At 30.7% G+C, this 16,455-nt stretch carries 14 protein-coding genes and 1 pseudogene; 4 read left to right on the plus strand and 11 right to left on the minus strand.

Annotation, left to right across the window (positions count from 1 at the left end):
- Positions 1–748 (minus strand): annotated as a pseudogene (locus tag RXO53_RS03395) (nitric-oxide reductase large subunit); the annotation flags it as partial.
- Positions 749–860: 112 nt separating this feature from the next.
- Between RXO53_RS03395 and RXO53_RS03400 the strand changes: the two are divergent.
- Positions 861–1,493 (plus strand): helix-turn-helix domain-containing protein, encoded by a 633-nt coding sequence (locus RXO53_RS03400; protein WP_410712857.1) that lies wholly within the window; start codon positions 861–863, stop codon positions 1,491–1,493.
- A gap of 269 nt (positions 1,494–1,762) precedes the next feature.
- On the opposite strand, the gene RXO53_RS03405 is transcribed toward RXO53_RS03400, so the two are convergent.
- Entirely contained in the window at positions 1,763–2,473 is a 711-nt protein-coding gene (locus tag RXO53_RS03405) for a hypothetical protein (protein ID WP_410712858.1), read from the minus strand.
- 113 nt (positions 2,474–2,586) lie between these two features.
- On the opposite strand from RXO53_RS03405, the gene RXO53_RS03410 reads away from it, so the two are divergent.
- Complete coding sequence (locus tag RXO53_RS03410) at positions 2,587–3,009, plus strand: SCP2 sterol-binding domain-containing protein (protein ID WP_410712859.1); 423 nt, start codon at positions 2,587–2,589, stop codon at positions 3,007–3,009.
- A gap of 5 nt (positions 3,010–3,014) precedes the next feature.
- On the opposite strand, the gene RXO53_RS03415 is transcribed toward RXO53_RS03410, so the two are convergent.
- Positions 3,015–4,181, minus strand: coding sequence for an iron-containing alcohol dehydrogenase (locus RXO53_RS03415; protein ID WP_410712860.1), 1,167 nt, complete (start codon positions 4,179–4,181; stop codon positions 3,015–3,017).
- A gap of 10 nt (positions 4,182–4,191) precedes the next feature.
- Positions 4,192–5,616 (minus strand): thiamine pyrophosphate-binding protein, encoded by a 1,425-nt coding sequence (locus RXO53_RS03420; protein WP_410712861.1) that lies wholly within the window; start codon positions 5,614–5,616, stop codon positions 4,192–4,194.
- A 94-nt stretch (positions 5,617–5,710) separates the two neighbouring features.
- Here RXO53_RS03420 and RXO53_RS03425 point away from each other — a divergent pair, with 94 nt between their 5' ends.
- Positions 5,711–5,836, plus strand: coding sequence for a hypothetical protein (locus tag RXO53_RS03425; protein WP_410712786.1), 126 nt, complete (start codon positions 5,711–5,713; stop codon positions 5,834–5,836).
- A gap of 23 nt (positions 5,837–5,859) precedes the next feature.
- Here the strand turns inward: RXO53_RS03425 and RXO53_RS03430 are convergent, their stop codons facing one another.
- The 7 genes from RXO53_RS03430 to RXO53_RS03460 all read right to left on the minus strand — a co-directional run bounded on the left by RXO53_RS03430 (position 5,860) and on the right by RXO53_RS03460 (position 14,194).
- Entirely contained in the window at positions 5,860–5,988 is a 129-nt protein-coding gene (locus tag RXO53_RS03430; RefSeq protein WP_410712862.1) for a hypothetical protein, read from the minus strand.
- A gap of 72 nt (positions 5,989–6,060) precedes the next feature.
- Positions 6,061–6,939, minus strand: coding sequence for a dimethylarginine dimethylaminohydrolase family protein (locus tag RXO53_RS03435; protein WP_410712880.1), 879 nt, complete (start codon positions 6,937–6,939; stop codon positions 6,061–6,063).
- Positions 6,940–7,020: 81 nt separating this feature from the next.
- Positions 7,021–8,103, minus strand: a complete 1,083-nt coding sequence (locus RXO53_RS03440) for an MFS transporter (protein ID WP_410712863.1) — start codon at positions 8,101–8,103, stop codon at positions 7,021–7,023.
- 144 nt (positions 8,104–8,247) lie between these two features.
- Positions 8,248–10,167, minus strand: a complete 1,920-nt coding sequence (locus tag RXO53_RS03445; protein ID WP_410712864.1) for an aldehyde ferredoxin oxidoreductase family protein — start codon at positions 10,165–10,167, stop codon at positions 8,248–8,250.
- Positions 10,168–10,671, minus strand: a complete 504-nt coding sequence (locus RXO53_RS03450; RefSeq protein ID WP_410712881.1) for a 4Fe-4S dicluster domain-containing protein — start codon at positions 10,669–10,671, stop codon at positions 10,168–10,170.
- A gap of 86 nt (positions 10,672–10,757) precedes the next feature.
- Complete coding sequence (locus RXO53_RS03455; RefSeq protein WP_410712865.1) at positions 10,758–12,764, minus strand: molybdopterin-dependent oxidoreductase; 2,007 nt, start codon at positions 12,762–12,764, stop codon at positions 10,758–10,760.
- Entirely contained in the window at positions 12,761–14,194 is a 1,434-nt protein-coding gene (locus RXO53_RS03460; RefSeq protein ID WP_410712866.1) for an NADH-quinone oxidoreductase subunit F, read from the minus strand. Before RXO53_RS03460 ends, RXO53_RS03455 begins: the two co-directional genes overlap by 4 nt.
- 331 nt (positions 14,195–14,525) lie before the next feature.
- Here RXO53_RS03460 and RXO53_RS03465 point away from each other — a divergent pair, with 331 nt between their 5' ends.
- The gene (locus tag RXO53_RS03465) at positions 14,526–16,379 is read left to right on the plus strand and encodes a prolyl oligopeptidase family serine peptidase (RefSeq protein ID WP_410712867.1); all 1,854 of its coding nucleotides are present in this window, start codon (positions 14,526–14,528) and stop codon (positions 16,377–16,379) included.
- The last annotated feature ends 76 nt before the right edge of the window (positions 16,380–16,455 follow it).

The following is a 16,455-nucleotide window of genomic DNA, read 5'->3' on the forward strand; positions in this document are numbered from 1 at the left end:
GTAAATCAATTTTCACTACAGGGTCATTCCAATGCGATATCAATTCTCTAATTATATATATTATAAGAGGTATCCCTACAGCAAAAATAGCTCCTACCATAGCAAATGTAGAGAAATAAACATTATTATTAGGTGTTGTCAAACCTATAGTATAAGGAAAACCATTTGTATAACCCATAATTGAAATTAAGGCTGACCATGTAAAATATGCAGCTAGATCTTGTATTACAGTATTGTTATTTATTAAATCTGGTTTTAATCTGTATTGAGATGAATTTTTCCCTAAATATATTGAGTAATAATTTATCACATAGCTATAAGCTTCTGCAAATTCATTGCTGACAACTATTGTATTATTTTTCTTAAAGTATAAGGGATCTAAATAATTCTTAATATCGTTAAGTTCGGTAGAATTATAAACAGAAGGCATGTTGTTTTGTGATAGCGGATCTAAATAAAGTTGTTTTGCTGTATAATCTTGTAATAGTCTCATTGTGTATCCAGTAAAATCTATACCAAAATATGATCCCATTCCTTCTATACTTCCATAATCCATAAGCCCATATTTTTGGAAATAATATTTTCCCATGATTATTTGTTGTTTTGTGAAGATTACAGTACCGTTTTGAGATATTACCTCATTTGGAACAGGAGGAAAATTTCTAAATGTATATGCATATAAAGCAAGAGAAAATACGAATACAAGAACTATTGCTATTAAAACTATTTTGGTACTATCATTTCCCATAATTTTCACCATAAATAGATAGAAATTTAAACTTCTTAAATTAAATCCTAACCTTTTAGGAAAAATAGATAGAAATTTAAACTTAATACATTAAATTTAAATGGTGGTTTAATTGGTTAAACTTATAAAGGCTAAAATAAAGATCTACAGAAATGATTGCGAAGTTAGTAATGAAATTTATAAAAAAGGGATAAAATTTAAATACCTAAAAGTTAAACCTGGACAAGAAGAAAGTATTCATTTAATAAAACTTGAGAATATTTCAGATAAAAATGACATTAAAGGGTTGAAAAAGTTATATCAAATTGATAATAATACTTTGTTAGCTATTACAAAAAGTTGCAGTGCTTGTAAAGTTATGTCATTAGTAAATCTATTAATATTATCTGCAATACCTAGCGATAACAATAGTATAGTATATACAGTATTAGCCAAAAATGATCAATTAAACGATGCCATAAAAAAGATTAAAAATAATGGATTAAAAGTTGAGATATTAAATAAAATTGAATATGAAAATATTGATTTAAGTGAAAAACAAATCAAAGCAGTTATAACTGCATATAAAATGGGATATTTTTGTAAAGATAGAAAAGCGACATTGACGCAAGTTGCTCAAAGTCTTAATGTGAAACCATCGTCGCTTGAAGATGTTTTAAGAAGAGGTTTAGAAAAAATTCTTAGCAATTACTTTTTAGATCAAGGCTTAATGGATGAATTTGATATTGAGAGCAATTTATGTTAATAAAAAAAGAAATAAAACAGTCCCTGAAGACAAATAAAAACATTGTTTAAACTATTTTAAATATGGATAAACTACAAATTAGTTTGGGATTTCTAAAAACATGAGACGCATATACCTTACTGCAATCTTAATTATTGTATATTAAAATCTGGATAAGGGATGATGAGTGTTATCTGACTTTATTTCGGCAATACCAATAGAAAAAGTAAATTTTTCATAAAGGGATTATACCTATAAGGCTTCAAGGAACATTTCAGTGTTGGAAGGAATCAGATAATTAACAATCTATACATTAATATACTTAATAAAACAAATAAAACAGATGAATACATGCCGATTTTCCCAATCTTCTTTATTTCTTTAATATTATTGATTTTATTACCTAAGGAAAACAAAGCAATTAATGGAAATAAATATAATCCAAGCAAATAGTAGTTTCTAGAGATTAAATAAGTTAAGATTACGGCCATTAAAATCAAAGGTAGAGTATAGCCTATAGCTTTAATTTTTACAATGTTCCTAAAAGGCAATTTATATTCAACTATAAGAGCTAAAGTCAAGGTAAACATTATCCATGAAAAAATTATAATAAACTGATATACCACAATATTTGATATCATTGATAACCATACCAAAGACATTGATGATAAAAAGCTACTGCCTGAAATGTTAGAAATAACATGCTTTCTCTTTAATGACGATCCTACATAAGTAATAAGCAATATTATTGGTAAAGCTAAGTAAATATTGAGTTTAACAAATAAAACATATGGTATTAATAACATTGCAATTAAAGTAATATCTTTTGCTTTCATTTTATTTATTTTCAACCTCAAATAATTAAAAGCATATATGTCAATAAATGCATTAATTATAACTATTAATGACATTAAAGATACTTTTAATGATAGCCCTATGGCTAGTATTAATGATAATATTAATGAAGACTTAAGTCCATGCGCCATTGGAGTTCTTTGCATAGTCTCACAATTATTAAAAATATTAAAAAAGTAAATCTACCTGAGCCTTATCTTTAAGGCAAAATAAGTTAAGTTTTTATTTTTGTAAAACTATAATAAAATAGGTGATAAAAGTGGGAAACATAGAGTTTCCTAGTAAGGAATGGGCAGAAATCTTTTGTCAAAAAATAAACGAAAACAATAACTATAGAAATGCCGCAAAAGGATGGAAATGGCCTTTAATGTTTAAGGTATCAAGCTTATCTAACGAATTATTAAAAAAGTTTCCAAGCGGTAGCATAGGTATAAAGCTTGACTTATTTGAAGGACAATGCAGAGGTGTTGAATTTTATGAAGATTCTTCAAAAGGAAGTGCTGATTTTGTGTTAACTGCAACATTCGATAGTTGGATGAAAATACTTAATGGAGAACTTAACCCCGTTACAGCAATTTTACAAGGAAAACTTAAACTAGAAAAAGGATCTATGGCAACAGTAATGAGATTTCCATCAGCAGCTGTCGAATTAGTGAAATCAGCTCAAGCGGCATCAAAGTAAACTTATTAATATATTTTATTTAATATATCTTTTATTTCATCTATACTGGGAGAAACGGGATTAAATGCTAAATCTGGATCCCTCAAAGCTAAATCTGCTAAAATGTCAATATTATTTCTATAAGTTTTTTCATCTATACCTATTTGACTCAACTTTGTTGGTTGCCCAATTTTATTATAAAAATCTATTAGATGTTCAGTTAGGCTCTTCTTTTTTTCAAATCCATCAAGATGTTCTAATGCAGTTTTTATTTCATCATACATTTTACTTGCGTTCATATCTTTATAATTAAAATCTATTACATAAGGCATTACTATCGCAACAGCCATCCCATGAGGTATATTAAATATAGAACCTAAGGGGTGGGCTATTGCATGAACCAGGCCGACGCCTGAATTAGAGAATGCTATACCAGAGAGCGTGGCAGCAAGGTGCAGATAATTAAGTGACTCTTCGTCTTCTCTATTTTCTAATACCTTTGGTAAGTATTTAAAAAACATTCTAGCAGATTGAATCGCTATTCCTTCTGTTAACGGATTGGAATTAATCGATACTATGCCTTCTAGATCATTAGCTAACCCATCTATAGCAGTAATAATCAGCTGTTTTTTAGGAAGAGTCTTCAAGAAATTTATATCTAAAATACTTTCATAAGGAACCAAATCATAGTTACCAGATGCATATTTGATCTCATTATTATTTTCCTTTATTTTTAATACATATGCAAAGCTAGCATCGCTTCCAGTTCCGGCTGTAGTCGGTATTGTTACCAGCAAGGGCGTTTTATTTTCTATATTTAACGAAATAAATGGAGATATATCTTCACTTCTTATATCAGGTCTTAGAATTTTTGCTCTTAAAAGTTTTGATACATCGATAACACTTCCCCCGCCTATCGCTACAATAAGATCAACTTTTTCTCCTTTAATAAAATCATAGATACTGTTAACTGTTTCAATATTAGGTTCTGGATTAACATCATAATATACCATTAAATTTAATCCATTTTTATTTAATCCCTCTTCAATTCTTTTAAAATAATCTATATTTCTTATTACTTTATCAGTTATTATTAAAATGTTCTTTAAGCTAAAGCTTGAAGTTAAGTTCAAAAGCTCTTCCAATGAATCACCTTTATAAATAATTTTTCTAGGTAAAACAAAAGATACCATATTAAACACCCTAGGAGGGAATTTCAACTCCTTCTAGCCAAATTCCAGCCAATATTTCAAAGTGTGGTGGGATAGCATTTTTATCTACCACAATATTTATTACTGATGCTTTCTTAGATTCCAAAGATCTTTTTAGCGCAGGTTTAATTTCATTTGGATTTGTTACATGTTCTCCATGACATCCAACAGCTTCTGCTATCAAATCATATCTTATTTCAGAGAAATCAACTCCAACATGTCTCTTGCTATAATATAATGTTTGACCTGCCTTAATCATTCCCCATGCACTGTCATTTAATACTATAAAAGTAATCTGTAAATTTTCTCTGCATGCAGTTTCAAGATCCATCACATGAAATCCAAAGGCTCCATCTCCTGATATTACATAAACTTGCTTATCTGGATTAACAAGCTTAGCAGATATTGAAAACGGTATTCCAGAACCTAGATGTCCTGAGTCCCCACTTGCAGTACTAAAATAAGTATAAGGGAGATATATTTTATTCAAATATGACGCCCATACTGTTGTGTTACCTCCATCAATTATCGATATGGAGTCTTTGGGGAAGAATTCTCTAACCTCTCTTACAACCCTTAATGGATGTATCGGTATAGAATTTGAATAAGATAGGTCTTCCATGTTCTTCAGATATTCCCTTTCAGACTCTTTGTATTTTTCGAGCCTTTCTGGATAATCTTTCTTTGGAGGAATAATTCTTTTAATTGCCTCTAATAATTGGCTTAAAACTACTTTTACATCACCAACAATTCCTATATCTACTGGTCTGTTTAATCCTATGTCTTCACCTGTTATATCTATATGAATCGTTCTTTGATCTTTGAAATCACCCCAAGCAGGAGGTTTACCCCAATAATCTAGATCACCTAATCTAGAGCCAGCTATTAAAACTACATCAGCTTCTGTTTGCGCTTCCAATGCTCCAGGCAATGAAGGTAAAAGCAAAGAAGGGAAATCCTCAGAAATACTACCTCTTCCTCCGATTGATGTAGTCACTATAGCCTTTAAATAATCAGCTAAATTTTTAGCCTCTTCAACGGCATTAGCTCTCAACACACCCCCTCCTAAGTGAATTAAAGGCATTTTTGCTTTAGCTAAAAGTCTTGCTGCTTCATTTATTAAATCAGGGTTGCCTGCAGGAGGAATAATTGGTCTATAATTTTCCGGTTTCAGCAACGATACATTGTTTTCATCTCCAGTTTGATAAAGTACATCTACAGCTACATCTAAATGGACTGGTCCCGGTCTTCCTGTTAGAGCTTTTCTAAAAGCCCATTGAACTAATTCTGGTATTCTTGCCCATTGGCTTATATATGCATTCCATTTTGTTACTGGTTTTAGTAAATTAATTTGATCTAATGCTTGCATAGATCCATGATCAGGATAAGATTTCCATGATTGATAAAGCGACGACAAACCCTGCACCTTCTAGGAGTGAGGTAAAGTTTTTTAAATTTAAATACTTATTAAAAATTAAGACAGCTGCTAACGGGGTATGCGTCACTGAAACATGAGGTACGCCTCTACCCCAACTAACAAGTGTAATAAAATAGGGTTCCAAGCCGATCAACTCTTAAAACATGAGGAGCGGGAGCCGATTTCTCCCGCAATATCGGCTTGGGGGATAATAGAGTAGCACCCGTAAAAGGGGTGTAACCCTTAAGACCTCAGGGAATTCCCGCCCTTCAGGGCGGGGAGGAGGTCAGCTCCAGGAACACCAAATACGTATTTAACTCCTTCATTAACTAAAATTCTTTTAATTAATTCTCCTCCTGTTATTTTTCCCACAAAAGTACACCTATTATATTGTATACACAGAAAAATTAAAATACTTTTTTGAATACAATATAAAAATGGAAATTATTTGCTATAAACTAGATCTCTAGATATTTGACCTGTTACACAATGAATGCTTCCTCCACCTTTTACAACTTCATCCATTTTAACTTCTATTACGTCAACAGCATTTTCTTCTAAAATCTTTTTTACTGCATCGCATCCTTCTTCCAAAAGAATTTTATTAGGCTCTAATGCAACAGAATTTAAACAAAGTCTTGATTTAAAATCCTTAGATATATCTGTATATTCAACCGTTATTATATTAAAACCTAGGTTTTTTAATTCTTCAGCAACCTCCCAAGGAAACATTTGTTTAATAGTAATAAGAGTATCTTCGTTAATTTGAGATATATATTCATCTATGTGAATCCTACTTATGGGCGTTTGTATAACAAATATATTTTTAAAACCCATTTTTTGTAACGAAGAAATAAATGCCTCTACACCACTTTTATTATTTCTTTCCCCTATTCCAACTAAGGCAATATCATTCTTTATAATTAATGCATTACCTCCTTCAAAGATTTCATTATCTCTCATTTTTTTCACAATGGGTATATTTAGCTTTTTTAGTGACTCCTCATATACATATTCTTCTCCTCTTCTTACATCATACTTGAAGTTAGAAATTATAGCACCTGATGGCGTCATTAGAAAAGGATCTCTTGCATAAACAGCATTAGGTTTATTTTCTAAATCCTGGACTATGTTTACTTTAACTCCTTCTTTTTTGTATATTTCTATCAAATCTATTATTTCTTTTTTAAATTCCTCAACATTTACAGTAGAATTAAACAAATATTTACGATAATTTTCTTCATTTACGATTTCCAGCTCTTTCCCAGGAACATGCATCATTACTTCTCTTAATTTCCCTACCTCTGAATCTAAATAAACCATGCACCTCAATCCTCCCTCCACTTTTAAAATGCTAATAGAAATATATAAAATAGCCTAACTATAAAAATTGGGTTTATTAACTCATTTAAAATCTCTAAATAGTAAATAAAAACCTATTGTGGAAACAGTATATAATGATGCCGTAATAAAGAATGGAAGGCTTAAGTTTCCTAGATAAAATAAATAACCTCCTATAAATGGCCCTATAGATCTTGGTATAGAGTCTATTAAATTTATTAAGCTTTGACCCCTTGCTCTTTCGTTATATGGTATTAGATTTAAAACAAATGAACTAAATAGAGGCCCTGACATATTCATAAAAGTGTTTCTCAAAATAAATATTAATGAAGCAATATAAAATGATCTGGTAAATGGAAGTAATACCAACAAAATTATCCCTATTATATGAGTGTAAACTATTGTTTTAATTCTTCCAAATTTTTTTGACAATTTGTGGGAAAATAAAGTTGACACTGCCAATATAACATTAGATATGGCAAAGATTGGGCTTATTTGTGATGCAGTTTTGGCAAACTTTAAATAAAACCACAAAGATATTATTGGCAATATTAATCCTGCCCCTAATCCTATAAAGGATTCAAATGATAACTTCATTATGTTATTAATCGATTTTAACCTAAAATCTAATTTCCCTCCTTTGTAATCTTCTTTGATTAAAGAAATTAATAATAATGATATAATTACAATAAACATGTTCAGAAGGATTATGTATCTTAGTCCAATAAACATAGGCAATAATGAACCAACCACAGATAGAAATGTATTAATGGAATAAGATAAACTTAATGTTCTGTCCAAATTTAAAGACTTTTCCGCTAATAATGCCCCAGTAAGACCTCCACCGCTCATTAAGCTTATTATTAATAAACCATAAGGGAACTTTAAGAAAAGAAGCAAAAAGCCTATTATAGATATAAATCTGCTTATAACTGCGAACTTTTTTCTGCCATATGCATCACCTAATGTAGAAAAAATAATTGAAAGAAATGACCCAATTAACATTTGTCCTGATATAAGTAAACCAATTAAAGCTGCATTTAAACCCAAATCTTTAAGATACAAGGGATTTACAAGCTGTGATGAACCAAAAATTATTCCATTTATTGACATAGCTGTTACAAGTAATTTTTCGTCCTTTTTCATAAGTTTCAACTCTTTTAGTTTTGAAGTCTCTTAAAGCTTATCAATCAGTTAGCTATATCTAGACATACAGAATTAAATTTCTTTATATTAAAAATGTTTTTAAATCTTTAAGTTTAATTACATAAATCAATATTTTAAAGTTATTTATTTAATTTTATTTATTTTTCTTAAATAATCAATGACATCGTCTAAACCAAGTCTTTTTAAAGTTTCTTCCTTAATATAACCAGTCTCTTTGTCCCAACCAAATCCTTCATAGGCTTCTTCTAGCAATTCATTTGGTTTTTCAACTTTAAGTCCCTTAGCTGGACCCGATAATATCGGGATTTCCATTCTTTTTGGCAACTTATCATGAGACTTTTCAAGGCCTTCTCTTAAATTGAAAGCTCTTTTTAAATTCCAAGATCTTTCGCCAGCTTCAAAAATTTGCAATGGCGTTACATCAAATCCAGTCAATGAAGAGTATAATGCAGATAACCTCTTAGGAGATAAAGATCCTATTTCATTAGTTGCTGCATAAAAATTACAATATCCCAAACTATTAATAACTTCACCATATAATGCTATGACCCTATATGCCTTACCTCTATTTACCCCCACTTCTTCAAGTCTATCCGGAAGAGGCCATGGAAGGCCGACATCTCTTAATCCGCTATCAACGCCCATCATATCATAAGATGGATATATAGGGTGTTCATGACATGCACCCCTTGGTCCAACAGAATATTGTATGGCCAAAAACTTAGATTCAACTCTTGGATCATGGGCAGGAAACTCAAGACCTTTAACATGGTTAACAAGCTCTTCTGATCCTTTCCCTATTTTCTTAGCAGCCCAGTAACTTCCTTCTGCTAATAAATCTCCGAAACCTTTTCTATATGCAATCATATCAACAAGAGCTAAGAAGGTTTCTGCATCTCCCCATTTTAATTTAATACCTCCAGTGTCTTTCTCCGTAATCATTCCCATTTCATATGCCTCAATTGCCCACGATATAGTATGACCAAGAGTAATAGTATCAATACCATAATTATTTGCCATATAATTATACCTTATAATTGATTCCATGTTGTCTATCATTGGCATTGCTCCACTCATATCTACTGTTTCATATTCCGGGCCTTCATTTGGAGGAGTTGCAAAAGGTCCAGCTGCAACATATGAATACCTGCTACAACCAATCGTACAACTATAGCAAGCTCTTCTTTTTATCATGTAATTGTTTTCTAAATAATCAGCCGATATTTTTCTTGCTTTATCAAAGTAACCCGTCCTAAAGTTTTGTGTAGGAAGACCACCCATTGCATTTAAACCCATTAAACCTCCAACTGTTCCATGAGCACCCATTGCCCTATTACTAGGATCATTTATTATTGCATTTTCTGCTTCATAACTTAACGACATAAATTTTTCTGGATCGTATACCTTTACCCCATAACCTCCCGCAGCAACAATTGCTTTTAGCTTCTTTGATCCCATAACAGTGCCTCCACCACTTCTGCCGGCTGCTCTATCATAATCATTCATTATTGAGGCATATCTAACAAGGTTTTCACCACCTGGTCCTATTGCTGCTATTGAAACATCTTTAGCTCCTACTTCTCTCTTTAATGTATCAGTAACCTGATGTACTGTCATACCCCATAAATGAGATGCATTCCTTATTTCCGCTTTTCCACCTTCTAAATAAAGATAAACAGGGTTGTCAGATTTTCCTTTAATTATTATCATATCAAACCCGCTAAACTTTAAGAAGGGTCCAAATTTCCCTCCAGATCTAGTTTCGCCCCAGAAGTTTGTCTGAGGAGATTTAAAGGCCCAAAATATATTTCCGCTTCCTGGTGCAAGAGTTCCTGTCATTGGTCCTGCAGTCGCTATTAATAGATTATCAGGCGATAATGGATCTATCAAAGGTCCTTGTTCATCCCACATAATTTTTGCAGCTAATCCAAGACCGCCTATATATAGTTTTGCCCATTCTCTTTTTAGATCATCTATAACTATTTTCTTTTTACTCAAATCAACTCTCAATATTTTTCCTGTATAACCATACCATTCGTCCATTTACATCGCCTCCCTGGTTCTAGGTGATGGATATGGAACTATTGGAACCATGCCTTTCTTTTGTAGTTCAGCAAAGAAATATCTCTTATAATATGCTGCATCATTTGCTTCTAAATATGCGAGAGCTCCTTCTGGGCACGCCTTAACACATTGAGGATCTCCACCACATAAATCGCATTTAACAGCTTTCTTTTCAATGTGATCTAATGTTATTACACCATATGGACACACTACAATGCAATTTGTACATCCATCACATCTATTTCTATCTATAATTACGGCATAAGTATTTGGATCTCTATATATTGCATTTTCTGGACATACTCCAGGCATAGCACAAAGACCGCATTCTATGCAAAATGTTGGTGCATCTAGAGGTTCGTTTTCGAGTCTAACAACATGGATTGCCGATAATGATGGATCTATAATATTAAAATGTTGAAAAGAACAAGCTTCTTCGCATCTTCCACATCCCGTGCATCTATCAGGGATGGCCATTAACATCTTTACCAATAAAGCCACCAGTTAAAATTAGATAGCCAAAAAATATAACTTTTATCATTTTGCCTTTGTTTATCAAATTTTAAATATTATGTATTATTAAATGTAATAAATTTTAAATTGCTAACTAATTTTTCATAAGATTCTTTTTGATCAACACTTTTTCCGCCTAATCTTACCATTAAATCGTTAAATATATCGAATTCTTGCTTTAATTTGTTATTTACTGCTTTATTAACTTCTCTTATATCAAAATCGTAAGATAAATAATGGCCAGACTTTTCTAAAAACGTCGGAGATGGAATTATTAATTTTGCATAATATCTTGCGCTGGTATCAATTATTGGCGTTATTTCTGCTACAAAATCTACATTATGTAATAACTTTATTAGTTCATCTCTATTCTTTGAATAAGCTATTAAATTATTTCCTATTATTATTAAAGATTTTAGATTTCTAATTACATCATAAATATTATTTAAATTAATGTTATTTTCATTTATAAAATAAAATGACTCAATAACATCGCCTTCACTAATCAAAGGTATTAAATTAACATTTGAGTAAGATGATTTCATTATTAAATAAAGGTTGAACACTTCTTCAGCTATATAGTTATCGAATTCGAAGAATATAGCTATTGGTGTTTTATTAATTAATTTAAAAATCCCTTCTGCAATTTCTTTTGTTTTATTATTTATATTAGAACTAATTTTGTTTAAATAGCCTTCCAAATCTTTAAAGTATTTTTCCAAGTATTGTTTATCATATTTTTCTTTAGAAAGTATTAAAAATTCTAATGCTTTAAACAAGTCTAGCATTTTTTCTTTAGAAAGTCTAGAATAAAAATCTGATTGCTCATGAATAGATCTGTAATCATTGATATCATCTATTGAAATTAAATTTGATTTTCCTTTTATTGCATTATCTCTTAAAATGGAAGAAATTGTAGGATGATGCCTTTCTATATCTCCTATTGCTAATATAGTTCCTAGACTTTGTATCTCATTATGCTTTAATGTTTTTTCACCATTTAAAGGAGGAACATATTTTTTAATCGAATCTCCGTAATTAATATCGACAATGCTAAAAATATTATTTGTTTTAATAATGTCTTTTGCAAGCAAATTTAATAAATAATACTCTTCCAATGAAATTCTATTTGCTACAATAAATCCAATACTATTTGGTCCATAGCTATTTATTGATTTTTTAATTTGATCAGATAAGATATTTAATGCATCATCATAGTTTACACTTTTCCAATTGTTTTCTGACCTTAATAAAGGTTGATAGACTCTATCATTACTATAATAAAGGTTTTCCCATTGATATTTACCTATTATACAATTTGCTGAAAGCTTTAATTTCGAATCGTTACCGTATATCATAACAGGTTTTCCATTCGATACACCTACTTTAATAGGACAAGTTACTGAACAAAGAGTACACGAAGACTCAATAAATTTATCGGGATGCCCGTATTTTATTATAAAAGAATCCTCTATAGATCCAGTAGGACAAACATCTATACAACTCCTACAACTTATACAAGAGCTATTTCCCAGTTTGTTGCCTTCAGCTATTATTAATATATTAGAACCTCTATTAATCTCCCTCCATACTAATTTTCCTATAACGTCTTCACAAACTCTGACGCAGTTATAGCAATTTATACAACGATTCATATTAACATAAATATATGGATGACTTGTATCATAAAGTTTTTCATCTTCTTTATCTTTGTATCCATCAAGTCCGTATCTATTCATTAATTCATGAAATCTTTTATAAGGATATTTTTCTTTATAGCCTTTTGGGTAATTATCAGCCAGCAATTTTAAATTTATTTTTCTAAGCTTTTCAATTTCATTGTCATCAGTAATTATTTCCATACCATCTTCTATATAATTATTACAAGATGTTAATATTCCTTTATCCTTAACCTTTACCAAGCAAAGCCTGCATGAACCAAATGGAGACATCCTTTCGTCATAACACAGAGTTGGTATATCAAAACCCTTGTCTTTTAACGCATTCAATATAGTAACTTTTTTATTATATGTATATTCAATTCCATTGATTTTTACTTTCATCTTACCACCTCATCCTTATATTTATTTATAATTGAAAAGGTTACCTCCCCTGCACCAACACCAAGACCGCACAAACTAGTGTACCTTAAAGAATCTAAAATGTCGTAAATGTCATTTAATTCTTTTTTGTCAAAATAACCTTTTGATATTAACTCCTTTAGTTTTCTCGTTCCAACTCTGCATGGAGTGCATTTACCGCAAGATTCATAAGACGCAAATTCTAATATTTCATTCAATAAATCCGACACGCTTGTTTCTTCATTAAATGCTATTATATTACCATGACCTAAAGAGGAGCCTATTTCTCTTAGTTCTTCATAACCTAGCCTGGTATTAAGTTCTTCAGGTCTTATTATACCAGATAATGGAGCTCCTATTAATAACCCTTTTAATGTGCCTCTTTTTATACCACCTGCTTTTTCAACTATTTCCTCCAAAGTTATACCAAATTCAGCTTCATATATACCGGGTTTTTTGAATAATGAATTAAGCGATAATAGCTTAGTTCCCCTACTTTTTGAAAATCCTAACTCGTAATATTTATCTCCTCCATTGCCTACTATATAAGGTACGTTTGAAAGTGTTTCTACATTATTAATGACGGTCGGTTTTCCAAACAAACCTTTTTCCGTTGGATATGGAGGCCTAAATGTAGGTTCAGGTCTTCTTCCCATAAGGGCATTTATCAGAGCAGTTTCCTCCCCTACTACATAGCTTCCCTTTCCAACTTCTACATTAATTTTTGGAATGGTGATGTTTTTCTTGTTAAAATAATTCTTAATCTCAATCAAAGCATTTTTAATCCTATATATACTTTTAGGATATTCCCTCCTTATGTAAAAATAGATTTCATCAGCTCCTATGGCATAAGCTGCAATCAATGCTCCTTCTAAAACTAAATAAGGTGAAAATTCCATCAAAAATCTATCACTAAATGCTCCAGGATCGCCTTCATCACCATTAACAATTAAATATTTTTTACCTTCTTTCTGATTATAAGCTGATTCCCATTTAATCCCAGTAGGAAACCCAGCTCCTCCTCTACCTCTTAGACCTGATTTTTTAACTTCATTTATTACATCTTTTTGACTCATAGAAGTAATTACATAAGTATATGAGTTCATACCCCCCATTTTTATATAATCGTTTAATGTATCTAATTTATCTATTAAAAACTTGCTTAAAATAGGTTCTCTTGAAAGTATTTCAACCCTAGGATTGGAGTTTTCATGAACTGAAGATGGAGATAAATAACATTTACCTAAGCAATAAGTTCTTGGATTTTGTTCCTTGGCTTTATTCCAATAATTAGGTTTTTCATTTCTGTTAACAAAACAAGATAACCCCCTACAGTATTCTTCTGGCAGTTCTTTATATGAAAAAGTATAAAATGTGTTTATTTCTTCTTTAGGAAGATTAATTCTACCCATTTGACTCACATGTTTTTAATATACTCTCAAAAATAAAAGCGTTTAACCTTAACCAATTAAATTTAGACTGACCTCCTCCTCGCCCTGAAGGGCGAGTTTCATGAGGTCTTAAGGGTTACACCCCTTTACGGGTGCTACTCTGTTATGTTCTACAATGAAAGATAGGGGTTTCTTTATTGATGATAAGATTTTACCTGTTACTTTCTTTAATATGTTTAAAGCCCCTTTTAAATCAGAATGAAGTTTATGTTTTCCTAGAAAGGGCGAGGTTTGTCATTCGCTTTATCAAAGTTTTTAATTTAATTTTTATCCTTATAAATGGGTGTATAGTGTGGTTAAAAAAAGAAATTTTACAATAGATGACATCCTTAATTTAACTTCTATTAATGAAGTTAAGGTATCGTCTACTGGCAATATAGCTATATCTTATACTAAATCGGATTTAGAAAAAAACAAGAATTATAATTATATCCATATAATAAAAAGCAACAAAAAAGAGATATTTTTGACTAGTGGGTCTGATTCTTCACCTAGGTGGTCTCCAAATGGAGAAATTTTATCCTTTTTAAGTAAAAGAGGAGAAGATGAAAATGCTAAAGGCCAAGGAATTTACATTTATAATTTAGAAGGAGAGCCAAAAAAGATAACTTGGTTTAAAAACGGGGTTTTAGGTCTAGAGTGGTATGATAATGAAAATTTAATAGCTATTGTTCCAGAAAATGACAAATATTACGACAACGATGGCGATTATATATATGCCGATAGATTACCATTTTGGATGGATGACACAGGATTTATAGGTAACCATATCTACTCTCTTTACCTTATAAATATTAATTCAGGTTACGTTAAAGAAATAAAAAAAGAAGAAAATTATATTTATCCGGCGTCCTTATGCTCATGCAACAAAAACATCTATTATTCATCTGTTATAGACTTTAGATATCCTTATAAACATAAACTTGTTAAAATTAATCCAGAAAGTGGAGAAGAAAAAATTTTATTGCAAGGTTATTTTATAGAAAGCCTCGCATGTATAAATAATAATTTATATGGGCTGATTCATAATAATGAAATTGGTATTTCAAGCCATTTAAAATTATATAGGATTGATGAAAGTAAGGCTGAATGCCTATCATGCAAAAAGATTGATAGAAATATTCAGTCAATATTAGGACAATATTCTGATGGTATCGCGTTACTAATTTATGACAGGGGATTTTCAAAAATCGTTTTATTTAATGATAGCATTAAAGAAATAATAAATAATGGATTCGTTATAACAGGAAGTTCAAATAATGACACTTTAGTATATGCATATGCTGAACCTACTAAAGCTGTGGAAGTATATGAATTAAATAATAAAGGAGTTCAAAAATTAACTTCATATAATGAATTCTTAAATGATGTGATTCTCTATGAACCTAAACATGAAGAGATTATTATTAATAACAAAAAAATCGACGGTTGGGTTATAATGCCTGAGGGAAATGATAAGAAACCTTTAATATTGTTTATACATGGTGGGCCTAAAGGTATGTATGGCTATAATTTTTATCCAGAAATGCAACTTTTTGTATCTAATGGTTACGCGATCGCATTCGCAAATCCTACAGGTAGTGATGGATATGATGAAAAATTTGCTGATATAAGAGGAAAATATGGAGAAGAAGATTTTAATGAACTAGTAAATTTTTTAGATTACGTTTTGAAAAAATATAATATAGACAAAGATAGGATGGCAGTTACTGGGATAAGCTATGGTGGTTACATGACTAACGTATTTGTAACTAAGACAAACTTATTCAAAGCGGCTGTTAGTGAAAACGGTATTGCAGATTGGATTTCTGATTATTACGCTTCCGATATTGGATATTTCTTTGATCCAGACCAAATCGGTGAAACACCTCAGGAAAATCTTAACGAATATATAAAGAAAAGTCCTCTTTATAATATAAGCAATGTTGTAACTCCCGTCCTATTAATACATAGCAACCAAGATTATAGATGCTTTGTGGATCAATCATTGGCTATGCATGTATCACTTCTCATGAATAATAAGGAAAGTAGAATAGTGCTGTTTACTAAGGGAAGTCATGGACATAGTACTAAAGCCGAGCCAAGACATAGAAAGAAAAGATATGAAATAAAGCTCTCGTTTATAAATGAAAAACTCAAAAAATAATTCCTTTATTATTATTTTATTATGATATTATATATACAGTTATTTTATATTTAAAAGCAAAAGATTTAAAAACTGT

The sequence above is a fragment of the Caldisphaera sp. genome, assembly GCF_046536515.1.
In the GTDB taxonomy this organism is placed as follows: Archaea; Thermoproteota; Thermoprotei_A; order Sulfolobales; family Acidilobaceae; genus Caldisphaera.

Coding starts and splice junctions, on each gene's coding strand:
- RXO53_RS03405 (WP_410712858.1), bottom strand. CDS start 2,473: ATGCAAAGAACTCCAATGGCGCATGGACTTAAGTCTTCATTAATATTA.
- RXO53_RS03415 (WP_410712860.1), bottom strand. CDS start 4,181: ATGGTATCTTTTGTTTTACCTAGAAAAATTATTTATAAAGGTGATTCA.
- RXO53_RS03425 (WP_410712786.1), top strand. CDS start 5,711: ATGAGGTACGCCTCTACCCCAACTAACAAGTGTAATAAAATAGGGTTC.
- RXO53_RS03435 (WP_410712880.1), bottom strand. CDS start 6,939: ATGGTTTATTTAGATTCAGAGGTAGGGAAATTAAGAGAAGTAATGATG.
- RXO53_RS03440 (WP_410712863.1), bottom strand. CDS start 8,103: ATGAAAAAGGACGAAAAATTACTTGTAACAGCTATGTCAATAAATGGA.
- RXO53_RS03445 (WP_410712864.1), bottom strand. CDS start 10,167: ATGGACGAATGGTATGGTTATACAGGAAAAATATTGAGAGTTGATTTG.
- RXO53_RS03450 (WP_410712881.1), bottom strand. CDS start 10,671: ATGTTAATGGCCATCCCTGATAGATGCACGGGATGTGGAAGATGCGAA.
- RXO53_RS03455 (WP_410712865.1), bottom strand. CDS start 12,764: ATGAAAGTAAAAATCAATGGAATTGAATATACATATAATAAAAAAGTT.
- RXO53_RS03460 (WP_410712866.1), bottom strand. CDS start 14,194: ATGGGTAGAATTAATCTTCCTAAAGAAGAAATAAACACATTTTATACT.